A 21,448-nucleotide genomic window follows, 5' to 3' on the forward strand; every position below is an offset into this window, starting at 1 on the left:
TAGCACCATGTCTCCTATGATTGCCGCCGACAAAATCCAGGCGGCTCGCCAGCGAATCGCTGGCGTGGTTCGCCACACGCCTCTGATGCGAAACGCTCGTCTCTCGGCGCTGTATGACGCCGAGATTCTGCTCAAGCGCGAAGACCTGCAAGAAGTCCGTAGCTACAAAATTCGTGGGGCGTACAACCGGATGTCGCAGCTCAGCGACGAGCAGCGTGCCGCTGGGGTGGTTTGTGCCAGTGCCGGCAATCACGCGCAAGGTTTCGCGTATGCCTGTCATTCGATGGGGATTCAAGGTCGAGTCTTCATGCCTGCGGTCACGCCCAAGCAGAAGGTCGAGAAGGTCAAGCTGTTCGGGCAAGAACACGTGGAGATCATTCTGATCGGGGACACGTTCGATGATGCGGCCGCAGAAGCCCACCGCGCCGCCGAAGGTGGTCTGACCTATATCCCGCCCTTTGATGATCCCGCCATCATCGAAGGCCAAGGCACGGTCGGGGCTGAAATTTTGGAAGACCACCCGGAGCCAATTGACATTGTGCTTGTCGCAGTGGGTGGCGGCGGTTTGATTTCTGGTTTGGGAAGCATCTTCAAGCAACTCTCACCGCAAACCAAGATCATTGGGGTGGAACCGACGGGCGCACCGGCGATGCATGACAGCCTTCGCGAAGGCAAGGTCGTCACGCTCGACAAGATCGATAGCTTCGTCGACGGTGCCGCGGTCCGGCGGGTCGGCGATTTGAATTTCCAGATTGCGCAGCACGTCATCGATGAAATGGTCCTTGTGCCGGAGGGCAAGGTCTGCAGCGTGATGTTGCAGCTCTACAACGACGAAGGCCTGGTCGTCGAACCCGCGGGAGCTCTTTCGATTGCGGCGCTCGAACAGTTGGCCGACGAGATTCGGGGCAAGACCGTCGTGTGTGTGGTTGGTGGCAGCAACAACGACATCACTCGCACCGAAGAAATTCGCGACCGAGCGATGTTGTACGAGGGGCTGCAGCACTACTTCATCATCAAGTTCCCGCAGCGTGCGGGCGCTTTGCGAGAGTTCCTCAACAATGTGCTCGGGCCCACCGACGACATCACGCACTTTGAGTACACGCGAAAGCACAATCGCGAAACCGGGCCGGCGCTCGTCGGTTTGCAGGTCGCCCACCGCGACGACTACCAAGGCTTGCTGGACCGACTGACGGCCAGCAACATCGAATACCAAGTCGTCAACGAACAACGCATGCTGTTTGAACTGTTGGTGTAGGGGGTGTTCTCGGGGCGATTGAAACTCCTTGCGGTGGGGCTTGAGGATCTCGCGCGAGCTGCTCGGTTGGTTCGATCGAGAACGCACGTGGGAGCATCGTCTTCGCAAGGTTGTGTCCTGCCATTCGCGTTTGACCTCCTCGGATCTCCGTTGTGTGGCGCGGCTGCTCGCACTGGCGTACAATCAGTTCCCTCTGACGAGCTAATGGGGGCACGAATCGTGTGTGGGCGAAGTGCCGCTTTTGCATGGCGCGTCCTATCCGGGAGGGAATTGGATGAATTCACAAGCACGCTTCCAGTTGATTTCGATTGTCGCGTCGGTCTTTGTGTTGCTGCTGATTGGGATTTCGCGGGCTGCGAACGCCGGTCGTTCCGACACGTCCGCGATGGAAATTTTGTTTGCAAGGGAGCTGGATGTCCTTGCACAAGGTTCTGACGGCGTGGTCCTGCAGGCGTCAAAACTGGCCCCGGTCGATCGCTTTACCGTTTTGGCCGATTGGGTGTTGCCCTCTGAAACCCGGCCAAACTTCCGAATGCAATCGAGATTCGTGCAGATTGCTCCGATCGCAAACTCAGAAGTGGCCCCCAAGGAAAGCATCGTCGAAGGGATCACCTCGCCAGCGTTCTATCTTCTAGCGGCGGCCACAGAAACAAACCGTCTGGCTGAACTTCGCCGGCGAGTGCAAGCGATTCCGGATCCGTTGGAATCGGATCAAATGCGAGCGAAGCTGGCTCTCCTCTTCATGATCGAAATCGCGGATTTCACGTTGAAGTCACCGGCAAAAGTCGAGGAGTCAACTTCCGCGATGCTGGCCTCTCTGGCAACTCATGTCCGGACACGAGATCCAGCTGCTGACAGGCAGGCTTGGCCAGAGATTTTGGCCCTCGCGTACGGGATGCACAGTGACCTTCGTAGCAGCGAATTTCTCGAGCTTGTCACCAGCGTTTACTCCGTGCAAATTGAGAATCTGAGCTGGGACGCAAATGCAGCTTGGGACGTCTATGCCTTCGGTGCCTTTGCGGGGCTTGACCCAAGCAATGAAAGCGATCCAAAACTTCAGACGGTGTCGCCCAGTTCCTTCGAAAGTTGGCAACAAGCGTCGGTGGTGTCTGCCAACTCTCGCGGCAACGGGTTCACCGCTGCAACGTGGCGGCCTGTTGGCAACGCGGTTCACAAGTTCGCTGGTCACAACAATGACTACCTGTATTTCCCTTCACCGCTGACGGGAGATTTTGAAATCGAGTGTGACGTGACTGGTTTTCATTTTGGAGAAACGCAGGTTGCTTACGCAGGAATTTTTGCGTCACCTCATTCCTCGCGAAGTCAAGCAGAGATCGGCGGGCTGCGCAGTCAAGAGATGCTTCCCCTCGATCCACCAATGAGCCCGCCAGACGATTGGATGAGTTGTCGAATCTCGGTTCGTGATGGTGTTTGTCGTCACTTCATCAATGGAAGAAGCATTCTGCAGCGGACGTTGGTGGACGGCCAATTCCCCTGGGTGGCGTTGCGAGCACATCGGTTGAGCCACGGAGGCATTCGCAACCTCACCATCACGGGATCGCCTGAGATTCCATCCTCCATCGACATGGTGAATTCGCCGAAACTGGTCGGCTGGTACAGCTACTACGACGAGCCAGTTGACGACCCGAAAGGCATGTTTGCATGGCGATCCGTTGCGACGCAAGAAACAGAATCGTCGTTTGAGGTTCAGCACGCGGCTCGACGCGAACTCGCGGGATCCAATTTGGAGAGTCTGCTGATGTATCACCGGCCCCTGATGGAAGATGGCTCGATTGAATATGAGTTCTTCTACGCGAAGGGAGAAACCGCGGTCCATCCGGCGATCGATCGCTTGGCGTTCCTGCTCGAACCGGATGGCGTCCAGGTGCACTGGGTGACAGACGGTGCGCATCAACCGGGCAATCTTTCGCCTGCGAATCGAGCGTTTGTAACCAAGCAAGAACAGAGACGTCCCGAGGTTGTCTTGAAGGACAATTCTTGGAACCGAGTTCGATTGGAGCTTCGGGGTGATGATGTCCTGTTGCTTCTGAATGGAAAACCCGTCATGGATCGGGCACTGAAACCATGGAACCAACGGCAGTTCGGATTGTTCCATTTCGCGGACAAGACCAACGCTCGAGTTCGCAATTTGCGCTGGTCAGGTGACTGGCAAAATGCTGAGGAGGTGCTTGGCAAGCATCGCGGCGTCAGGCCAGATACAGCTGAGATGGAACGGTTGACTTCAGCACTGCCTCAGTCCTACCGGCAGGATTTTCGAAACCTGGAAATTGACTCGAGCCATTTCATTCAGCGAGGCGGTCCGATCACGGTGGGGGCGGATGGCATTGCGATGAAAGCGAGCGGTAGCCAAAGCACGGATCTGCCTCTCTGGTTGGAAGTCCGCGGCGACTTCGATTTGCGAGCACGTTTTGAGAACTTTCAACATGCGGACGTCGGCGACGGGGCTCTCGAAATGCTGGCGTACCTGCCGAGCGATGGTCAGAAAATTCGAGTTGCTCGGCACCGTTGGGACAACAAAGAGCAAAAGTTGCGAACCCGGTTTTCACCGATGACGGATGCCGGGCACCAAGCTCAGCGAGCCAGGGATCATTGGGCCGCGAACGAAGCCACATCGGGAGTTTTTCGAATGGTCCGTTTAGGCACCACCGTTCATTACTTGTTCGCTGAAAACGATTCTGAAACATTTCGTCTTCTGTCGACCGATGAAGTCGGCCGTGGACCTTTGAGCGCGGGGGGCATCACCCTCAAAGCGTTCGCCGAGAAAGGTGGTTCTGCATCGACGACCTGGACCAACATCAGCGTGCGTGCCGAGCAGATTGAGGGCGTCGCGGTGCAGGACATGCAAGCGTTGCGGAGCCAGTTGGACGACTCGAAGAAGCTGTTGAAGAAGTCATTCGTGCATGACTTTACGGAAGCCGCACCTGATCCGGAGACGTTTTCACGACTGAATGATACAAGGCCTTGGAACGAGGCCGACGATGGTCTTCGATTGCGAGACATCGGAAAGGTTGATTGGGGCGCCAGCGTGCTCATCGCGAGAATCCCCGTCGAAGGTGACTTTGATATTCGTCTGGAATTTGACGAGCTCAAACTGGCGAGTGCGGGAAACGGGCAACAAGCCATTCTCGCAATCGAAGTTCAGCCGACGTCTGAACCGCGAACCACCGTCAATTCGATGCTGGGGCTGAATTCACCCGGAGTGATCCAAGCGGAAGGCTACGCGCGAGTGAGAATGCCCGATGGAAGTCAATGGTTCAACGGAACCGAACGGCACACCGTGACATCTGCCACGGCGCTGCGAATCGCTCGCCGGGGCGAGCGATTCTTCATGATGGTTCGTGCCGAAGGTGAACAGCACGATCGCATCGTCTCGATGTCAGACCATTCAGACGCTCCAATCAACGGGATCATCATGATGCTGCGTAGTGGCGGGGCGGGAAGTGAATCAAGCGTGCGGCTGAAGAAGTTCGAGGTTCACTCGGGTGAGCAGTGAGTGACTTGTTGTAACTCACTGTTTTCGGTTCACTCGACGATGGATTTGAGCAACGCCTGCATCTCTCTTCGTTTCGCGGCTTCTTGTTCGTAAAGGTTCACTGTCTCCATTGGGTCTTGCTTCAGATTGTAAAGCTGACCCGGGGAGTCGGTTTCAGCTTCCTTCTTTGCATAGGGTTGAAGCACTCGGTCGTTGTAGTTGTTGCCGCCGGAACCGGTGTGATTCAAGTATTTCCAATCGCCGACTCGAAGCTGGAACTCACCGCGAAAACTCTGGGTGATCATGTGGGGCCGAATGGACTCGCCCTCAGGCACTTGCCCCAGCAGTTCCGGCAGCATGTTGAAACTGTCCAGCGCAACGCTCTTGGGCAAGTCCACGTTTGCGACGGCTGCGAGTGTTTTGAAAATGTCGGTCGTGTTGATCAGTTGGTTGGAAACGCGACCAGGGGAGATGTGGCCGGGCCACTTCATCATCATGGGCACGCGGTGGCCGCCTTCCCATCCATCGCGTTTCATCCCACGCCATCCGCCAGCGGCGTCGTGCTGATGATCTTCACGCATCCACACGGTGTGCATCGTTTCCGGGCCGTTGTCCGAGTTGAAGATCACCAATGTGTTGTCATCCACTCCCAGTTCCTTCAAGTGATCGAGCAATTCACCGGTGAGCGAATCCAGTTCGCAAACAAAGTCGCCGCGAGCGCCGGCTTGCGTGGATCCCGTGTATTGGTTGGCAGGCAGCACAGGGGCGTGTGCGATCTGGGTGGAAACAATCGCGAAGAAGGGTTGGTCCGGTGACTCTTGGACGTGGCGGTCGAGAAACTCTCGAGTCTTGTTGAAGAACAGAACGTCGGCGTCGACAAACTTGTAACCGGGGGCTTTCCAGCCTTCGTCGTTGTCCCATCGCCATTTGCCGCCGGGGTTAGGAAGTGTGTCACGTTTGTGGCGTTGGTTCGCTGGGACGGGGACCATGCCGTTTTCGATGTACAGATACAACGGGTCCGTGGTGGGGCAATTGGGGGTCACGAATGACTCATCGAAGCCTTGGTTGTTGGGCCCATCGATCAGGGGTGTGCTTCGTTCGTAATCGATTTCGGTGACGTCTTGGAAGCCACCTCGCAGTTGTTTGCCATCGCTGCCGTACCAGGTCAGCCCGAGGTGCCATTTGCCGAAGATCGCGGTCTTGTAGCCTGCCTGTTGAAGCATCTCTGCGATCGTCAAATCATCCGGCCGCAAGTAGCTGGGGCCGCTGGCTCCTTCGAACGCAGTCGTTCGGCGTCCCGTCCGGAAGACGCACTGACCGCTCATCAAACCGTAGCGAGACGGCGAGCAGATCGTTGAAGGGCTGTGTGCGTCCGTGAAGCGAATTCCCTGGGAAGCCAATTGGTCCAAGTGAGGTGTTTCGTAGGCGCAGTTTTCGTTGTAAGACGACAGGTCCCCGTAGCCGAGGTCATCGGCGTAGATGATCAAGACATTGGGTGGCTGGTCCGCTGTGCCGGTTGGGCTGGTGAGCACGGAGCCCAGGCTGACCAGCATCGCAGAGAGAATTGTGATGCGGGTTCGCGTGACGGCGGGGGCACACAGGCGACGTGTCGGAGGCATGATTCAAATTCTCGAGGGAGCTTGTCAGTGGGGCTGGATTGATCAGCAGAGCGAACGCCGGTCGGACAGCGTTTATGCTCGTTCAATCCTAGCGACCAACGACGGAACCCCGAAGCAGTCCCTTGTCGGAGAGCCCAGAAAAACGGCGGCCTCAGGCCGCCGTGTCGCAAATCGTTTTCGAAATCCAGTGGGTTACGCCACACCTGGCTTCGTGTGCTCAGTGGCAGGCCCGGCGAACTAAGCAGGTACGCAGGTGTCATCGGGTATGTGAGCCGTTGGCGTTAGCCACGGTTTTCACCGCAACCGGGGCCAACGCCCAAACGGTTCACATGGTTGTGCCCGATCATTCCAGCCGACCTGCTTATTTGCCAGATGCGTCGCTGATCAACTGACGCAATTTCACCGAGTCCGTGACAGCTTTTCCTGCCGCGACATCTTCCTCGCGAAAACTTGCAAACAGAATCTGCCGGTCTTTGGTGCGACTGTAGTCATAGGCGATGTGGATCACGCCGTTGGCGTCTTGTTGGCCATCGGGATAGGAGACACCGGCTCGTTCATCAAGCATCAGGCCCCCCTTCCAAGTTTCGCCGTCATCGGTGGAAACGAAAGCCATCAGGTGCGAGCGACCGGTTCTCTTTTCGATGGGGCCGTGTTTGACCAACAGGAGATTTCCTGAAGCGAGTCGTCGGATGAAAAAGCGTGCGCTGGGGTGAGCGATTTTTGATGGCGTTAGTTCAGGCCAAGTTTTCCCTCGGTCCGTGGAGACACTCTCGCCGATTCCGTATTTCGTGCGGGCAAGCAGCCAAATCGATTGGTCGTTCCGCTCCACGAACATGTGTTCATCGAAGGCGCGAGCATCCTTGGGCACATTGCAGCCGCCGCGTCGCGACCAGGTTTTGCCTTGATCATCCGAGACAATCATGCGAGCACTGGCGTCGGTCTCGCGCCATGTCGAAGCCGGCAACGCCCATTCGTCCGTTGAGAGGACCAGCGGTTTGCACATCATGATTCCATCGGTGATCCGCTTGGGTTTGCCATGGACAGGTTGTTCCGCATCGGGGTCTTCGATTTCCAGAAACCAAACTCCGGCGACGGTCCCCGCGTGACCCACGGCCTGTGCCCAGATCAGCCGCAACTTTCCGTCTGGTGCGATCCACAGTTCTGGATCGTAGGTGCGGACCGGACCGTCCTCGTCCGGATCAACCACCAGCACTTCCTTCCATGTCTCTCCACCATCGCCGCTGGTGCTGAGAACGACGTAGTTGTTCTCGTCTTCCTTGGGGGTTTTGCCGGCATACCAGGTTGCCCAGAGCCTGCCGCCGTTGGAAACCGCAAGGCTGGGGATTCCCGTGAATGCCCGGTTGGTCACCGCCTGCACGGTTTGGGGAAGACCGATGTATTGCGGCGGATTCAGAAACGGGGCGTCTTGTGCTGGAAGGATTCCAATCGCTGAAAGAGTGAAGCAGACCGCAAGGGGGATGGTTCGAATCATGAGGTGGGGCATTGGTGGGGAGGGATGTGTGGGGAGGGATGTCGCGTCAAAGTTTATCGTCTCGGCGTCCGGTTTGCTGTGTTTGACGAGGAGTTTTGGCGAGCTGAGTGAACGCCCTTGGAAGGTCATTGCACGGGAATGTGAGCCGGGGGATCGCGTGGGGAGGGGGCGGCAAACAACTGTCGTCGCTCCGCGACTTGGGGGCTTGTGTCGTTGGCGTATGACCTTGGGTTGAAAACCCAAGGCTTCCGGCTTCCGTCGCTCCGCGACTGGGGGTGTTCGGGGGATCCAATAACCGCGGAGCGGTGACAGTTGTCAGCCTCGGGGTTTCAACCCGAGGTTTGGTTTTCCTCGACAAGCCGCGGAGCGGCGACAGCTGGCGAACGATGTGATGGGGGATCGATTGAAAAAGTGAAGTTGTCAATTGAAAAATCTGGCGATTGAGGCGATGGCGGGGCACGAACCGGAGAGCTTTCGGCCGCAATTTTCGCCCCGGATGGGGCCGGCTTGCTTAGCTCGGGGCGGAAGCCCCGAGACCGATCTGACGCGTCGGGTTTCCATATCGACGGCCTTGGAAGGCCATCGTACGGGTGGCTTTGCGTGTCGGGATTCCATAAAAAAACACGGCGGCCAATGGCCGCCGTGTCGTTCGTCAGTTGGGAAGTCCTGGGGGCTATGCCACAGGTTTCTTCATGAACTCGGTTTCCGCAGCGATGTCGCTGTCGTCGGGGGTCGCGTCGTTGTCGATGTCGAACCACTCTTCCTTGAACTGCAGGTAACCGCTTTCACCCTTGGCTGAACGCTTCAGAGCGACGTTGGTTCCTAGAGCGATGACGGCGTCGCCCATTGCGACTTCCGGGTAGCAGCGAGGTTTGTTCTCGCCGTCTGGGTTGCGGATGCAATAGGCCCAGTGCTCAATCTCTTCGCGGTACCCACGGCTGACTGGGCCGGACGAAGCGGCTTGGGCCACCGGTGCAGCGTAGTCGCCGCTGGCCGATGTATCCAAGGCGAACCCGGCATCCTTCTTGACGACGCCCGCTTTGCTGCTGGTGTCGCTGTTGCGGTACAGGTAAACGTCCGTTTCCTTGTCCAGGATCAACGTTCCCTTGGTGCCCATGACGACTTCGCCCCAGCCGCCAAAACCATTGCCATTGATCGATGAGTAGGTCACAACGACCTTCTTGTTCGGATCGGTTTCATAGCCGGCGACAGGTCCGTTTCCGGGGCTGTCAGGGTTGGGGTAGCGTTCGACACGGTCGTAATAACCGACATCGAAGGTGCTGCTGTACTCTGGCCCAGGGAACTCGAACATGCAGTAGACGTGGTCGCCGACTTCACGATCCAGCGGCATGATGTGGCGTCCGCCAACTGCGTGGACGCTCAGTGGGTGGACCTTCTTTTTGTCATCACGCAGCGAGCTGAGGAAGATGCTGACAGCGTCCAGTTGGTGGCTTCCGAGCTCCGCCATCAGGCCAGCACCGGTGCGATTGAACAAACGCCAGCGGTGAAGTTCTTCCATCGCACTGAAGGTTTTGTCGCCGGCTGAGAAGCTTTCGTAGCCGAATTCCGAGGGGTCGACGTTCTTGTCAGCGTCCCAAGCGGTCCACTGTTCAATTTCCATTTGCAGACGAATCATTTCGTCTGGGTCAGAGGTTTCCGACAACTTTTTCTTGCGATATTCGATGTCCTTCGCAATCTTGTCGAAGTTCTTGCCGTTGACCATCTCGCCGCCGGGAATTGGCATCGACCAGCTGTCAGCACCGGGCACGTTGCTGCGGTGCCACTGGGCACGGATGTGGTGCAGTTGTCCGAGCAAGCCCCAGCGGATCAGGTTGATCGCGTCTTGGTACTTCACGTTGTAGTGACGTTGGTGACCGGTCGCCAAGTGCAGCGGGTTGCCGTTCTTGTCTTCCATGCTGCCAGCCATTCGCGACATGACCTTGCACTGAGCCACATTGTGGGCCATCAGTTTTTCGGTCAGCACGTGCAGGCCACGTTCCATCGCTTGGGCGGCGACGGGAGCGTGCAGCCAAAGCGGCAAGGCGATGATCACGGCTTCGATGTCGGGATCGTCCAAGCAGGCCATGATGCCGCCGTTGGAGCCGTCGTAAACCTTGACGTTCTTGCGAGCTTCCGCTTCGTCTTTGTATCCAGCAACGCTGATCAAGCCCGGGCGGCGTTTCAGAGCCGACGGGGAAGACCAGTCACCGTGGAAAGCACGGAATTGGCTGAATGGACGAATGTCGCAGATTGCTTTGACGTCCACGTACTCGGGGTTGCAACCTCCGATCAGGACGTTGCCTTCGTCACCGGTTCCGATGACCGCGACGCGGACCGGGTCGGTGACTTTGCCGTAGCCGAAGTAAGCGGCCCCGAGGCCAGCGCCACTGACGGCACCCGCGGCGACGATGCCACGCAGGAAGTCACGACGATTGACGTCGTAGTAACTGCCGACGGCGGAATAGTAATTGTGTGAGCCGACTTCTTTTTGATCGGCGTTGAGCTTGTCTACCATTTGCTAAGACTCCCGGTCACGCAGTTGCGGCGTCGTCGCCGTTGAATTTTCGAATAATGAGATGCAGAAAGAAATCGAGGCCGGCGAAACGGCCAGCGCCGGTGGCGGCGAGAACCAAACAGGCCAGGCCTTCAATCAGCTGATAATTGCTCGACCCTGGCCCGGTCACGGGTGGATACTGGCTTAGAAAAACTGAACCGAGAAAACACGCGGCGGCTAACGCGGCCACGGGTGTGAACAACCCGAGCAACAGACACCAACCAACGATCATGTCAAAGTACGGCACCATTGTGTCGATCACACTGGTGTCCATCATTTGCAGGCGTGGGCGCGTCAGTTTGTACGCACTGTGGGTGAGCAGTTGTTCCGGTGAGGCGACCTTGTTTTGTGCTAATTCGTAGTTTTCCCAGATCGCATCGATCTGATCGAAGACCGGGGCGATCTTCTGGGACAACTCTTTTCGAACGCTCTCGCGTTGCCCGCTCAGTGAGCTGACCCCCGATGCGACCGAGTCCCCGTCGAGTTCCGCGACTCGGTCCAACCCCAGTTGAAACTCCTGGACCTCATTGGCGTTGAGCTGCAGCACGATTTCGTACTGATCGACGGCCTTGATGTAGTTGTTCTGAGCCGCGGCAGCCTGCTTTTCATCGAACCCGTAGTGGCCCGAGATTTGATCGCGGTAGTAGGCCCAGTTGACTTTGGTTTGATCGACGTCCAGTCGCATGGTGCCGTCGTAGTCCCACACCATTTGGCGAAAATGACCAGCAAAGGGTCCGCGAGCGTTTGCGAAAAATGGCTTTGCGGACCAGTTTCCAGCTTGATACTTGTCGACACCTTCAGTGATGAAGTGCCAGCCGATGGTGAGACGAAGGAGGGTCAGCATGACCACCGCGATCGTTCCGAGCAGCCGGGGTGAGATTCCCCATCCGACAGCCAAACGCAAAGGGGAAAGCAAATACTTGGCCACCGAGAATGGGCTCCGTCAAAGGCAGGGAGAATGAAGGCACCAGGTCGACAACGTGGCCACCAAACGCATGCCATCTCCGGCACATTCGAGGCTCGTTCAATTCACACCAGGAAACCTCCAGTGAAGAGGGAACGCTCATTATGGCAGCCGAATGGCCGTTCGCCAACCGATGTGTGTTCAGAAACAACTGAATCCTGCGGTTCATCGAAGCCCATTTCTCTGATGGACCGGATTGTGGGGGTCGACAAAGTCGTCTGGATCAGAAAACCTTTGGCAACGCTGGTTGCTGGGCCACCGCCAACCGAGTCGTCCGCCGGCGGTCTTGTCCGATTGCCCCCCACACTGTTCAGATTTCTCCTCAGGAACAACGCCCGTGTCCATTCGAATCATGCGCCGCTTCACATTTTGTGCCGGGCACCGATTGGTGGGGCACGAGGGGAAATGTCAGAGTTTGCACGGTCACAACTACGTGCTGGAAGTCTACGTGACCGGCAAAAAGCAGGATGCGGTGGGCCGGATCCTCGATTTCAAGCAACTGAAGGCTCGCTGCAAGGATTGGATCGACGAAAACTGGGACCACACATTCGTGTTGTGGAAAAACGACCAGAACGGGTTGGACGCGATCCGCAGTTCGCAGCCGCACCGAATTTACGAGCTGGACAGCAACCCCACGGCCGAAAACATGGCCAAGCACTTCCTGGAACAAGTCTGTCCCAAAATCCTGGGTGACTCCGGTGCGACCGCGTACAAGGTCCGCCTTTGGGAGAGCGAAGAAACCTACGCCGAAGCAGAGTTGGACTGAACCAGTCGCAGCAGCTTGGGAATGAAAACCCGCAGGGCTCGCGAGCGATGGCTGAGAGCCCGCTTCACGGTCAGGTTCAATTCCCCGAACGTTCTGTGGTACTCCGGGATTACAAACAATGGGTCGTAGCCAAATCCCGCGCCACCACTGCGCTGCGTCGCGATTCGGCCGCGACAGATGCCGGACTCGGCCAAGCGAACATTGCCTCCGGGATCGGACAGGCACAAGTGGCAGTTGAACTGAGCCCCGCGGCGATCCAGCGGCACCTCGGCCAGTTCACGCAGTAACTTTTCGTTGTTGGCTTCATCGTCGCCGTGGGTTCCGGCGTAGCGAGCGGAGTGCACGCCCGGTTCACCCTTCAGTGCATCGACCGTCAACCCGCTGTCTTCGGCCAGCACCCATCGTCCCAGGTGCTTGGCTTGCTCGGTCGCTTTTTTGGCAGCGTTCTGTGAAAACGTGTCGCCGTCTTCCACCACCTCGATCGCGTTGTCGATTTCCGACAGTGCGGTCAGGGCGATGGTTTCTTCTGGCAGCATCATCCGAAGCTCAATGAGCTTCTTCGCGTTGCCTGTTCCAAGGACGAGATCAAACATTGGGCTCAGCGTCCAACCGCAGCGCTGTAGAAGCTGCGTTTGCTGGCTTTGGGAACCGCAATCGGGGTTGGCTGGACATCAAAGGGGATGTTTTCAATGTGCTTCGCGGCGAGCCCGTCGCTGGTTTTGTTTTTGACCTGATTGGCGATGTTGGGATCGACATTGAAGGCACGGTAGGTGGACATGAGCGCTTTGATTTCGGGAGCGTATTCAAAGCCGCCGTTTGGCAATTCATGGCCCAGCGTATCGAAGCTGCCAATTGTCACAATCGAACGCGTTCGGTCGTGGTACTGATAGGCCTCTTGCCCCTCGTTTCGCAGTGCAATCACCATTTTGTTGGCGTCCATCGCCATCCGGTCCAAGCGGTTGATGTTGGGCAGGAAGTTCTTCTCCTTCTTGCCGTCGACAATTGTTTTGAAGCCTTCGAAGGTGCGAACCACGACCGTGAATTTCCCGTCGCACTCAAGCAAGCTGAATTGCTTGTCTTCGTTCAATTTGCGGACGAAGGAATCCACTTCAGGCGAGTGCGAAAAGTCGTCGGGGAGCAACGGGTTGCGAGTCAGGAAAGCGCTTCCCATCTCGCCGCGATTTTTGTCGCCGCTTCGGTTCACAAATTGCCGGTGCAAGGCTTTGACCGCCGTGACGGGGTTGCGAAAGTCCGTTTCTGCAGCCATCTCTTTTTCGTCACCGAAAACGGGAAGTTTGGCGGACTTGATGCGTTTCAGATCATCGACGATTTGCGGGTGTTCCGCGTGGTCGTATTCGCCCACCAGAACCGCGTGTGCATCGTACTGAATGCTGTTGGCGTAACGCATTCGACGTTGGTGAGGACGAGTCGAACCACCGGCAACTTGGATGCTGGAGGTTGGCGTTTCCACTTCGCCGGAGAAGTCAAACTTTTCTTCGTAGACATAAGATGGCAAGTTCAATTCCTGCCGGATTTCCAATGCCAAACGCTCGGCGCGTTCTTTCGAACCAGCACCGACAAAGGTGTGCGCCAAAATCAACCAAGGACCGTCTTCTTCCGACAGTTCATAGGTCTTGTTGGTGTCGACTTCGACTTTGGTCCCGCGTTTGAACATCCGCAAAAACGGAGAGGTTTGAGCGGCGGCGGGTGTCGGCGACACGAAGCCGGAGGCGACGACGGCGAGGATTGCGATCAATCCGAGGCGAAGCGAACTGTTCATCGGAACCAAATCCTGAATCGAAACGATACGAGCGAGTTGTGTGACTCGTCATTAGCAGATTCCATGGATTCGCAGCAAGAGAATCAAAGCGTTTTGAGATATTCCAGCACGGCACGCTTTTCTTCTTCGTTCAGCTCGTCGGGGTAATCATGTCCAGCGGCACTCTTCCCGAAACGACGGGTGTCAAAGTAACTGCGTCGAATCAACACGTCGGGCTGTGACAACGGCACCTTGTCAGCCAATTCGATCTGAAAACCCATTCGTTCGTGATCGATTGCCTCAGCGGAACGCTGCCATAACACGGGGCGTTCGCGGGGGTGCAGCACGTGCCACAGGGTCGGCACGCTGCCATTGTGAAAGTACGGTGGACTGGCCCAGACACCGTCCAGTGGTGGGGCGACGTACCCTTCGGGATTGACCCGTGTCTCCTGCGACTCACCCGGTTTCAGCTCTGCGAACCATGAGTCCGCGTACCGCTGACGCCCCTTGCTGGACAAAGCCTCAAACCGAACCGGATCGGTCCCGAGATCATCGATCGGAACCATCTCGTTGGGGTAGGTTCCGCCGTCCGGGGCGTAGGTCCCGTGGCATCTCGCACAGGTTTGCTCGAACAGGTGACGTCCTGATTCGGCCAGTTGCTGGTCGATTGGTCCGTCGTACTTGGGGGCTCTCAGCGATGACAGGAAGGCGAAAACGTTTCGGAAATCGTCTTCGTGTTCGCGATAGAAATCCGGCCCGTTTTCAGGGACCAGCGTGAATTGCATCAAACCGCGATGCCCCTTCTGAGCAAAGCCATCGATGTACAGGTAAGGCCGCTTGTAGAAATGCCACCACGGAGGAGCGTCCATGTCGTGGTGAACGAACGTCTGCGGTGCACGCTGAACGACGTTCAATTTCGAATCGCGGTAGTTCATCAATCCCATCCCAAAGACCACTGCATTGGTGGTCCCATTGGTGGTCCCGAGCGGAATGACTAGCGATCCCAATTCCATTCGTCCCAGGGGCATGCCGAGCCGAAATTTGGTGCTGCGGACTTCTTCGGTGAGTGTCTGCAACGCGTAGCGATTGTTCGGTGCGCCGGGCGTCGGGACCCCGTACACCGAGCCCCCATGGCAGGACAGGCAATTCATCGTCCAGTCGCCATTTTCGCTCACCACGTACTGCATCGGCGGTCCCACCGATGCCTCTTGCTGCGGGGGAACAAAGGCCGCGATGCCGTCTTCCCCCACCAGCAGGTCAGGTCGCTCGGACAATCCATAGCGATGGTAAATCAATCGCAAGCGATCTTCGGGCGATGCGTTCTCCGCCTTCGTGCGAGCTTCTTCGGGCCAGCTTCGCCAGATGTCATCGATCACAGCCTGCGAGAAATCGCTGGGCAGCAAGGCTTTGCGTGTCAGCACCTCCCAGCCCAGTTCAGCCGCCCGATTGTGCGACGGCTGCTCCGCGTTGGTTGCAACGGGGTTGGTTGCAGCGGCTGACCCATTCGCGAATTCGGTGGCCCAGGCAACTGGATTCGCCGTCTGGCAGGCGAAGACGAGAGTGCATGCCCCAATCGCCCAACGAATTTTGACTGGCAAACGGTCTCCGGCGGGAAAACAGCAACGAATCATCTGTGCAAATCACGGAAAGAATGAATGCGGGATGGAAGGCCAATGGTTCCGAGAAGACCGCTGGCAACCGATTCGGTGGCGGTTGGCTTCTCGGTTCAATCACCGTCTGGACCATCGCAGTTTAACACTGCGTCCAGGGGCGAAGTCGGAACAACCAGCCAATCGGTCGAAACAGGTTGGGCAGATAGCGCTGCCTGGATTGCGCTGCCTGGATTGCGCTGACTGGATTGCGCTGACTGGGCGTCTGCTCTTGTGTCGCGTTCCTCCGATTGACTACTTCCAGGAATAATCGAGGCCAATCAACTTACGACGAACGCATTCGTACGCTCATGAACGCAACTACCGCTCTCCATCGCTGCCGATTCGGGTTGGTGTGGATCACGTTGTCTTTGACCGCCGCTGGCGGATGCACTTCGTTTTGGAAACTTGGCAAGCAGGATGAGGTCGACAATCCTCAATTGGCCAAATTGCTGAGGGTCCCTGAGCCGCCGGATTTGGTCCGAGAAGCAGCCATCCCTCATGGCATGCAGAGCGTCCCTGTCACGGGAGTTGCGATCGTCAATGCGTTGCCCGACACAGGCGGTCCCGCACTGCCCTCGGGGTTTCGCGACATGCTGCTCGAGGAAATGAAACGCAAAGAGATTCCGAATCCAAACGAGTTCTTGGAACGCAACGACACGGCGTTGGTCCAGGTTCGTGGCAACATTCCTCCCGGGGCACGCCGGGGCGATGTGTTGGATTTGCAGGTTTTGACCCCACCGAAAACCGAGGCGACGGACTTGCACGGCGGTTGGTTGCTTGACACTCGCATGCGGCACCAGAAGGTGCTCGACAGTTCGGTTCGAAGCAGTGAAGTCTTGGCGGTCGCGACCGGGCCCATTCTGACACGTGCCGATCATGAAGGCGAAAAGGACGAAGCCCTGCAAGTGCAAGGTTCGATCTTGTCCGGCGGAGTCGTGCAAAATGATCGCAAGATTGGGTTGGTGCTTCGTCCTGATTTTCAACACGTCAAAATGTCCGCGGCGATTGCGCAGGCCATCAACAATCGATTCTACTTCTTCGATGGCTCAACGCGGCGTGGGATTGCGGAACCGATCGAAGACGACTTCATTCAATTGGATGTTCATCCACGTTACCGAAACAACGTGGCTCGTTTGATGGCCGTGGTCCGAGCCATTGGTGTGGCGCCCGAATCCTCCAGCACCCAAGTTCGCCTGACCAAACTGGGCGAGCGAATGAAACAGCCATCCAAAGCCGCGGACGCTGCGTTGCAGTTGGAAGGATTGGGGGAACCCGCGATTCCGACCTTGTTGGAAGCGGTCCAGTCGTCCAATCCCGAATTGCGGTTCTATGCCGCCGAGGCTCTGGCGTACTTGGATCGGGACGAAGCCATCGACCCTCTGATTGCCGCCATCCGAGCGGAGCCCGCCTTCCGTGCTCCCGCTTTGAAAGCACTGGAGGACATGGAACATCACAACGTGGTCGAAGGTCTGCAGCGATTGATGGATTCACCCAGCTTGGAAACCCGCTACGGGGGATTCTGCAAACTGAGAAATCGCGAAGACGGCAAGCAGAAACTGGCTGGGCAGAACCTCCGGGGAACCTACCGTTTGTATCAAGTCCCGTCGTCGGTGAAGCCTGCCGTTGTGGTCTCGCTGCGTCGCAAGCCAGAAATCGTGTTGTTCGGCGATGTCCAACCGCTGCAGATCGAAACCTTCTTTTTGGGCCCCTCGGGCATCATGATTCGGTCCGTTCCTGATACGGGGCAACTTCGCATCAGCCGCTTCCAAGCTGGCAAGGACGATGCCTTTGCGGAAGTAGACAACTCGCTCGCTGCCGTGCTGGAAGGTTTGACCGAGGTGGGCGGTGGCTATGGCGACGCTGTCTCGCTGTTGAGGATGGCGAAAACGAAGGGCATCTTGCCTGACCAGTTGGCGTTCGATCCTCTGCCGAAGAACTTGCGGACCTACTACCGCAACGAAGGCTCGGGGGTGGACGAGTCGGACGAAGACAGCAAAGGATTCGCTGCTGATTCCGAGAGTGAGTCCAAGGGCGATTCCAGCGGCGTCTGATCGTCGCTCGACATCTTCTTTTGCTTCCGTTTTTCGCGTGCTCGTCCCATCATTCGCACGATCGGAAAGAGGCAGAACGCGACGATCAAAAGCACCACGTTCAGCAGGACGCCTTGGACAAGCGTCGTGCCGACCGCGGAGAGGAAGCCGAATTCGGATTCCGCTTCAAACTGGCTGATACCGGTGACGATCATGATCGCGAGCATGCCTGAAAACATGTCCACGATCATGCCCGCAGGAAGGATCACCGAAGCCACCAATCGCAGCACATAGACGGTGCGCATGGTGGCCGTGATGTGGCGTGAACGACGCCAAGCTTGAGACCGTGTGACCAAGTCGGCCCAGACATAGCCAGCGATGAAGATCGCAATTCCGGTCACCATCCCCCAAAGTTGACCTTGAGTGACGGTGAACCCGATCACAAAACTGGGGATCGCTGCGATGCTGCAGACCAGCGTCCAACGCAGAATCGTGCGTGGAATCGTCGGGAAAGTGTCTGCGTTTGGCGGCATGTCCAGCGGCAATGCTCGGTTTTCGTCGTCTCCCTCTCTGGGAGGTCCCGTCGCATAGGGATTGGGCAAGCCGGCATGGTCGTCGTCGGAATTCATGCAATCAGCATAACCAGTTCGGTTGCTGCACACGGAAGGGATCGCTGATTCTCCCCTCCACCAACAACCGATTCATTCGTCTCGGTCAAACGTCGCGGATAGAATGGAAACCATGTTCCATTCCCATCGCATCGCTGGCATGACTGTGCAACCAACATCCACTCCACCTCGGTTTTGGGCATTCCTTTCTCTCGTGGTCATCGCGGCGTCGGTCGTTGCTCCGACGCGTCCCGTTCATGGGCAAGGTTTCAGTGGTGCCGCCGGTTCTGGCAACCAGTACCCGCCCCAGAACTATTACACCGGGCTGAAAATCTATCGTGACGGCGATATGAAGAACGCGGTGAATGCGTTCGAGTCCGCGCTGCGAAGTTCGCGAACGGACGTCAACGGAAAGTGGATCGATGCGATTCCTGTGCATGCGATGTTGGCGGAGTGTTACTGGCATCTGGGCCACTTGCCACTCTGTCGCACGCACTTGGACGCGGGCATGCAGATCACCGTTCGCAATCGCGGATGGTTGGGGGCGATTGATTGGACCAGTCTGAATCAAGGCAACGCGATCAGAGCCGGGGCGACGAATTTGTGGCCCGAAGCCAACGCGGTTCGGCTCGCTCCGATCCCAGATGGATTGATGCTCCAAAGCGGCGAGGTGATCACCGAACAACGTCTCCAACAGGGCGGGCGAATTGAAAGCCAAAATCTCAAACGCGTCGATGCGGTTGAGATCATGCGATCGATCGCATTGATGATGTATCGACGACGCGTCGTGATGGGGGAGCTATCGGCGCAAGAACCACTGGCATCCGAGTTGATGGAATCGACCAAGTATCCCGCCGGATTGAATTCCCCCGGTGGCCGTTCGTTGATCGGTGCGATGCGAGGCGTGGGGCAAATTGCCGTGGGCGAAGATTCAACGGTGGTCGATCGCGTTGGCAAATACGCGACCCTGGGTGGCTCGGTGCATCCGCTCACGCCTCTGATGTTTCTGGCCGGGATGACGGTCGGTGTCTCGGGGGACGCAAATGGAAAATTGGAACCCAACGTGGCCGCTGGTTTGGTCGCGACCAGCCAACGAGCTGTCAATTCTGCGGCGGCCTTGGAACAATATGAATTCATTGGCGAAGCCCTGCAGTTGGCAGTTGGTGCGGCAGGACCTCAGCAATACGGGACGGTGGAGCAAACCTCGTTGCTGGCCGGACGCACGTTGATTCGCGAATCTCGCCTGGCGTCGCTGCATTGCTACCTTGTCGCGGCAGACGCTGCGATCAGTGCGGGGCGAGTCGACGCCGCCACGGAAGCGATGACGCTCGCCATCGAAATCGCTTCCCGTCGTGACGTGGATTTCCCGCGTTTGGAAGCGTACGGCGCTTATGTCGCTGCACGAATTGCAGCGGCTCGCGGTGAGTCACTCGGCGGTCCCGAAGGAAAGCTTTCCAACGCGATGGGATCGTTGAACGAATTCATCAACAACCGACGCGACCGCAATCGGCCTGTGATCTCCATGCCCTCGCACTATCAACTGAGTTTGGTGCAATCGATGATGGGCCGATCGATCGGCAACCAATCCACCAAGAATTTGCTGGCCTACTTCACGTCGCCGGTCTCGATGCCGACTTGGCGGCGTGATCCGGTGGATGCGATCGCTTTGATTGGACTCGATTCAACACCCCTGCACCGTGGCCGATTGGAGTTAGCGGTGGCCGAAAACAATGGCGTGGATGTGCTCCAGTCCACTGACCGAATTCAGGCGGCTCGCTTGGCTGCGGCGCTGCCACTTCGAGGTCGTTTGATGGACGTTCGATCGCTGGTCACGGACCCTGCGGAATCGTTTTGGCCATCGGCCAAGGAATTGGTTGTGCAACCTTCACCAATGCTTGCCGATCTTCGGCAGAAAGTCCAAACCTCTCTTCGCGAAGGCCTAGAAGAGACCGCACCTCGCGACGCTGCGTTGGCGAATCTTCAGGAGTCAGTGGTCACTCAGATTGCACTCCAGCGTCTGAGGATTCCCGCCGTTTGCCCTCCGCCAGTCGCAACGGAAGACGCAAGTGCTCTGCCGCCGGGAACCGGACTGTTGACCTTTGTGGTGGATGGTCCTCGTCTGGTCGCCACCCTTTCGCGAGACGGCACGACGACGGGCTGGATCTCGCCTGCCGGGCGGCGCATCCCCACGATGATCTCGAAGTTGTTGGCCGAGATCGGTGCCAACCGAAGTCGAGGCAAGCGGCTCCCGGATGACGAATCATGGCGTGACACAGCCGCTGCATTGAAGGAAATGTTGTTTCCCTCGAAGTCGGCATGGAATGAATCGGGGCTGGAGAAATTGGTGATCGTTCCTGATGGACCGTTGTGGTACCTGCCGTTTGAACTGTTGCCCGCCAGCGATGGGCCGGAGGTCACCGCCGAGGAAAACGCGGCGGACGTGGGAGAGGAAGTGGCGGAGGACGATCCAGCGGGACCGGCCCAACTTTGGGCGGACACGATGAAAATCAGCTACGCCCCCACACCAGGCTTGGGGCTTCGGGATGTCGGATCCGCGAGCGATGGCAACCGAGTCGCGGTGATGGCGGGAACGTTCTTTGCGCCTCGGCAAAAGGAACTCAACGATCAAATGATCGAAGAGATGCTAGCCGCGGCAGATGATCCATTGCAGTGGACCGTTGGATCCGCGCCACCGACCGACCGTGTCGGGTTGGGCGTGGCGCACTTGGTGGTCGCTTCACCGCTGACTCCCAACGTGGTGGCGCCGATGGCAACCACAACCATCCCCAGCACCGCGTCCGCTCCTCGATCGGATGCCAGTGGCTCCTGGGATCAATTGTACGGTTGGGTTCGGTTGCCGGCCGGTGGACCGCGGACGGTGGCGCTGCCCGGTTATCGAACCGCCGCCGGGGCAGCGAAGCTGGGCGACGGATCGGAGGTTTTCTTTCCTCTCGCCGCCCTTCGTTGCAGCGGAGTCAAGGAGATCACGCTCAGCCGCTGGGTGACCGGTGGCCAGTCCGCGGCGACCGTGATTGGTGAACTGATCAACGAGGCACCGCACACGTCGCTTGCATCGGCCACACGTCGAGGCGTCTCGCTGCTCCGGCAAGCTGACCTCTCCGTCGCGGGCGAACCACTGCTGGGAAAAGCCGATGAGGATTCTCAGGACATCAACGGGAACCAACCGTTGTTCTGGGCCACTTACATGACCTCGGATTCGCTCCATTTGCCTGCTCCCAAGAGCGAAGAGTGAGAT

At 57.7% G+C, this 21,448-nt stretch carries 13 protein-coding genes; 5 read left to right on the plus strand and 8 right to left on the minus strand.

Features of this window, described 5'->3' with window-relative positions; all coding sequences use genetic code 11:
- Nucleotides 1-7: 7 nt before the first annotated feature.
- Nucleotides 8-1,255: a threonine ammonia-lyase gene (ilvA, locus tag PSR62_RS13685; protein WP_274403566.1), complete on the plus strand. Its 1,248-nt coding sequence runs from the start codon at nt 8-10 to the stop codon at nt 1,253-1,255.
- A 274-nt stretch (nt 1,256-1,529) separates the two neighbouring features.
- On the plus strand, nt 1,530-4,769 hold the full coding sequence (locus tag PSR62_RS13690) for a DUF1583 domain-containing protein (RefSeq protein WP_274403567.1): 3,240 nt from the start codon (nt 1,530-1,532) through the stop codon (nt 4,767-4,769).
- A 29-nt stretch (nt 4,770-4,798) separates the two neighbouring features.
- Here the strand turns inward: PSR62_RS13690 and PSR62_RS13695 are convergent, their stop codons facing one another.
- The 4 genes from PSR62_RS13695 to PSR62_RS13710 all read right to left on the minus strand — a co-directional run bounded on the left by PSR62_RS13695 (nt 4,799) and on the right by PSR62_RS13710 (nt 11,341).
- Nucleotides 4,799-6,367: a sulfatase family protein gene (locus PSR62_RS13695; protein WP_274403568.1), complete on the minus strand. Its 1,569-nt coding sequence runs from the start codon at nt 6,365-6,367 to the stop codon at nt 4,799-4,801.
- A gap of 361 nt (nt 6,368-6,728) precedes the next feature.
- The gene (locus tag PSR62_RS13700; RefSeq protein WP_274403569.1) at nt 6,729-7,859 is read right to left on the minus strand and encodes a sialidase family protein; all 1,131 of its coding nucleotides are present in this window, start codon (nt 7,857-7,859) and stop codon (nt 6,729-6,731) included.
- 673 nt (nt 7,860-8,532) lie between these two features.
- Nucleotides 8,533-10,374, minus strand: coding sequence for a Gfo/Idh/MocA family protein (locus PSR62_RS13705; protein WP_274403570.1), 1,842 nt, complete (start codon nt 10,372-10,374; stop codon nt 8,533-8,535).
- A 16-nt stretch (nt 10,375-10,390) separates the two neighbouring features.
- Nucleotides 10,391-11,341, minus strand: a complete 951-nt coding sequence (locus PSR62_RS13710) for a DoxX family protein (protein ID WP_338020074.1) — start codon at nt 11,339-11,341, stop codon at nt 10,391-10,393.
- 388 nt (nt 11,342-11,729) lie between these two features.
- Here PSR62_RS13710 and queD point away from each other — a divergent pair, with 388 nt between their 5' ends.
- Complete coding sequence (queD, locus tag PSR62_RS13715; protein WP_274408229.1) at nt 11,730-12,143, plus strand: 6-carboxytetrahydropterin synthase QueD; 414 nt, start codon at nt 11,730-11,732, stop codon at nt 12,141-12,143.
- Here queD and rdgB read toward each other — a convergent pair.
- From rdgB to PSR62_RS13730, 3 genes are all read right to left on the minus strand, one after another.
- Nucleotides 12,119-12,736, minus strand: coding sequence for an RdgB/HAM1 family non-canonical purine NTP pyrophosphatase (gene rdgB, locus PSR62_RS13720; RefSeq protein ID WP_274403572.1), 618 nt, complete (start codon nt 12,734-12,736; stop codon nt 12,119-12,121). The genes queD and rdgB overlap by 25 nt on opposite strands.
- A gap of 5 nt (nt 12,737-12,741) precedes the next feature.
- Nucleotides 12,742-13,923 carry a hypothetical protein gene (locus PSR62_RS13725; RefSeq protein WP_274403573.1) on the minus strand — a complete coding sequence of 394 codons (1,182 nt, stop codon included), beginning with the start codon at nt 13,921-13,923 and terminating at the stop codon, nt 12,742-12,744.
- An 83-nt stretch (nt 13,924-14,006) separates the two neighbouring features.
- Nucleotides 14,007-15,533 (minus strand): hypothetical protein, encoded by a 1,527-nt coding sequence (locus tag PSR62_RS13730; RefSeq protein WP_274403574.1) that lies wholly within the window; start codon nt 15,531-15,533, stop codon nt 14,007-14,009.
- A gap of 329 nt (nt 15,534-15,862) precedes the next feature.
- Between PSR62_RS13730 and PSR62_RS13735 the strand changes: the two genes are divergently transcribed.
- Nucleotides 15,863-17,605 carry a flagellar basal body P-ring protein FlgI gene (locus PSR62_RS13735; protein ID WP_274403575.1) on the plus strand — a complete coding sequence of 581 codons (1,743 nt, stop codon included), beginning with the start codon at nt 15,863-15,865 and terminating at the stop codon, nt 17,603-17,605.
- Here the strand turns inward: PSR62_RS13735 and PSR62_RS13740 are convergent.
- Complete coding sequence (locus tag PSR62_RS13740) at nt 17,503-18,213, minus strand: hypothetical protein (RefSeq protein ID WP_274403576.1); 711 nt, start codon at nt 18,211-18,213, stop codon at nt 17,503-17,505. The two genes, PSR62_RS13735 and PSR62_RS13740, sit on opposite strands and share 103 nt — an antisense overlap.
- 103 nt (nt 18,214-18,316) lie before the next feature.
- Between PSR62_RS13740 and PSR62_RS13745 the strand changes: the two genes are divergently transcribed.
- On the plus strand, nt 18,317-21,445 hold the full coding sequence (locus PSR62_RS13745) for a hypothetical protein (protein WP_443217271.1): 3,129 nt from the start codon (nt 18,317-18,319) through the stop codon (nt 21,443-21,445).
- The last annotated feature ends 3 nt before the right edge of the window (nt 21,446-21,448 follow it).

This window comes from Rhodopirellula sp. P2 (genome assembly GCF_028768465.1).
Classification (GTDB): Bacteria; Planctomycetota; Planctomycetia; order Pirellulales; family Pirellulaceae; genus Rhodopirellula.

Bases quoted from the DNA above. Each gene is read 5' to 3' on its own strand.
- ilvA (WP_274403566.1), top strand. From the start codon at position 8: ATGTCTCCTATGATTGCCGCCGACAAAATCCAGGCGGCTCGCCAGCGA.
- PSR62_RS13690 (WP_274403567.1), top strand. From the start codon at position 1,530: ATGAATTCACAAGCACGCTTCCAGTTGATTTCGATTGTCGCGTCGGTC.
- PSR62_RS13695 (WP_274403568.1), bottom strand. From the start codon at position 6,367: ATGCCTCCGACACGTCGCCTGTGTGCCCCCGCCGTCACGCGAACCCGC.
- PSR62_RS13700 (WP_274403569.1), bottom strand. From the start codon at position 7,859: ATGATTCGAACCATCCCCCTTGCGGTCTGCTTCACTCTTTCAGCGATT.
- PSR62_RS13705 (WP_274403570.1), bottom strand. From the start codon at position 10,374: ATGGTAGACAAGCTCAACGCCGATCAAAAAGAAGTCGGCTCACACAAT.
- queD (WP_274408229.1), top strand. From the start codon at position 11,730: ATGCGCCGCTTCACATTTTGTGCCGGGCACCGATTGGTGGGGCACGAG.
- rdgB (WP_274403572.1), bottom strand. From the start codon at position 12,736: ATGTTTGATCTCGTCCTTGGAACAGGCAACGCGAAGAAGCTCATTGAG.
- PSR62_RS13725 (WP_274403573.1), bottom strand. From the start codon at position 13,923: ATGAACAGTTCGCTTCGCCTCGGATTGATCGCAATCCTCGCCGTCGTC.
- PSR62_RS13730 (WP_274403574.1), bottom strand. From the start codon at position 15,533: ATGATTCGTTGCTGTTTTCCCGCCGGAGACCGTTTGCCAGTCAAAATT.
- PSR62_RS13735 (WP_274403575.1), top strand. From the start codon at position 15,863: ATGAACGCAACTACCGCTCTCCATCGCTGCCGATTCGGGTTGGTGTGG.
- PSR62_RS13740 (WP_274403576.1), bottom strand. From the start codon at position 18,213: ATGAATTCCGACGACGACCATGCCGGCTTGCCCAATCCCTATGCGACG.
- PSR62_RS13745 (WP_443217271.1), top strand. From the start codon at position 18,317: ATGGAAACCATGTTCCATTCCCATCGCATCGCTGGCATGACTGTGCAA.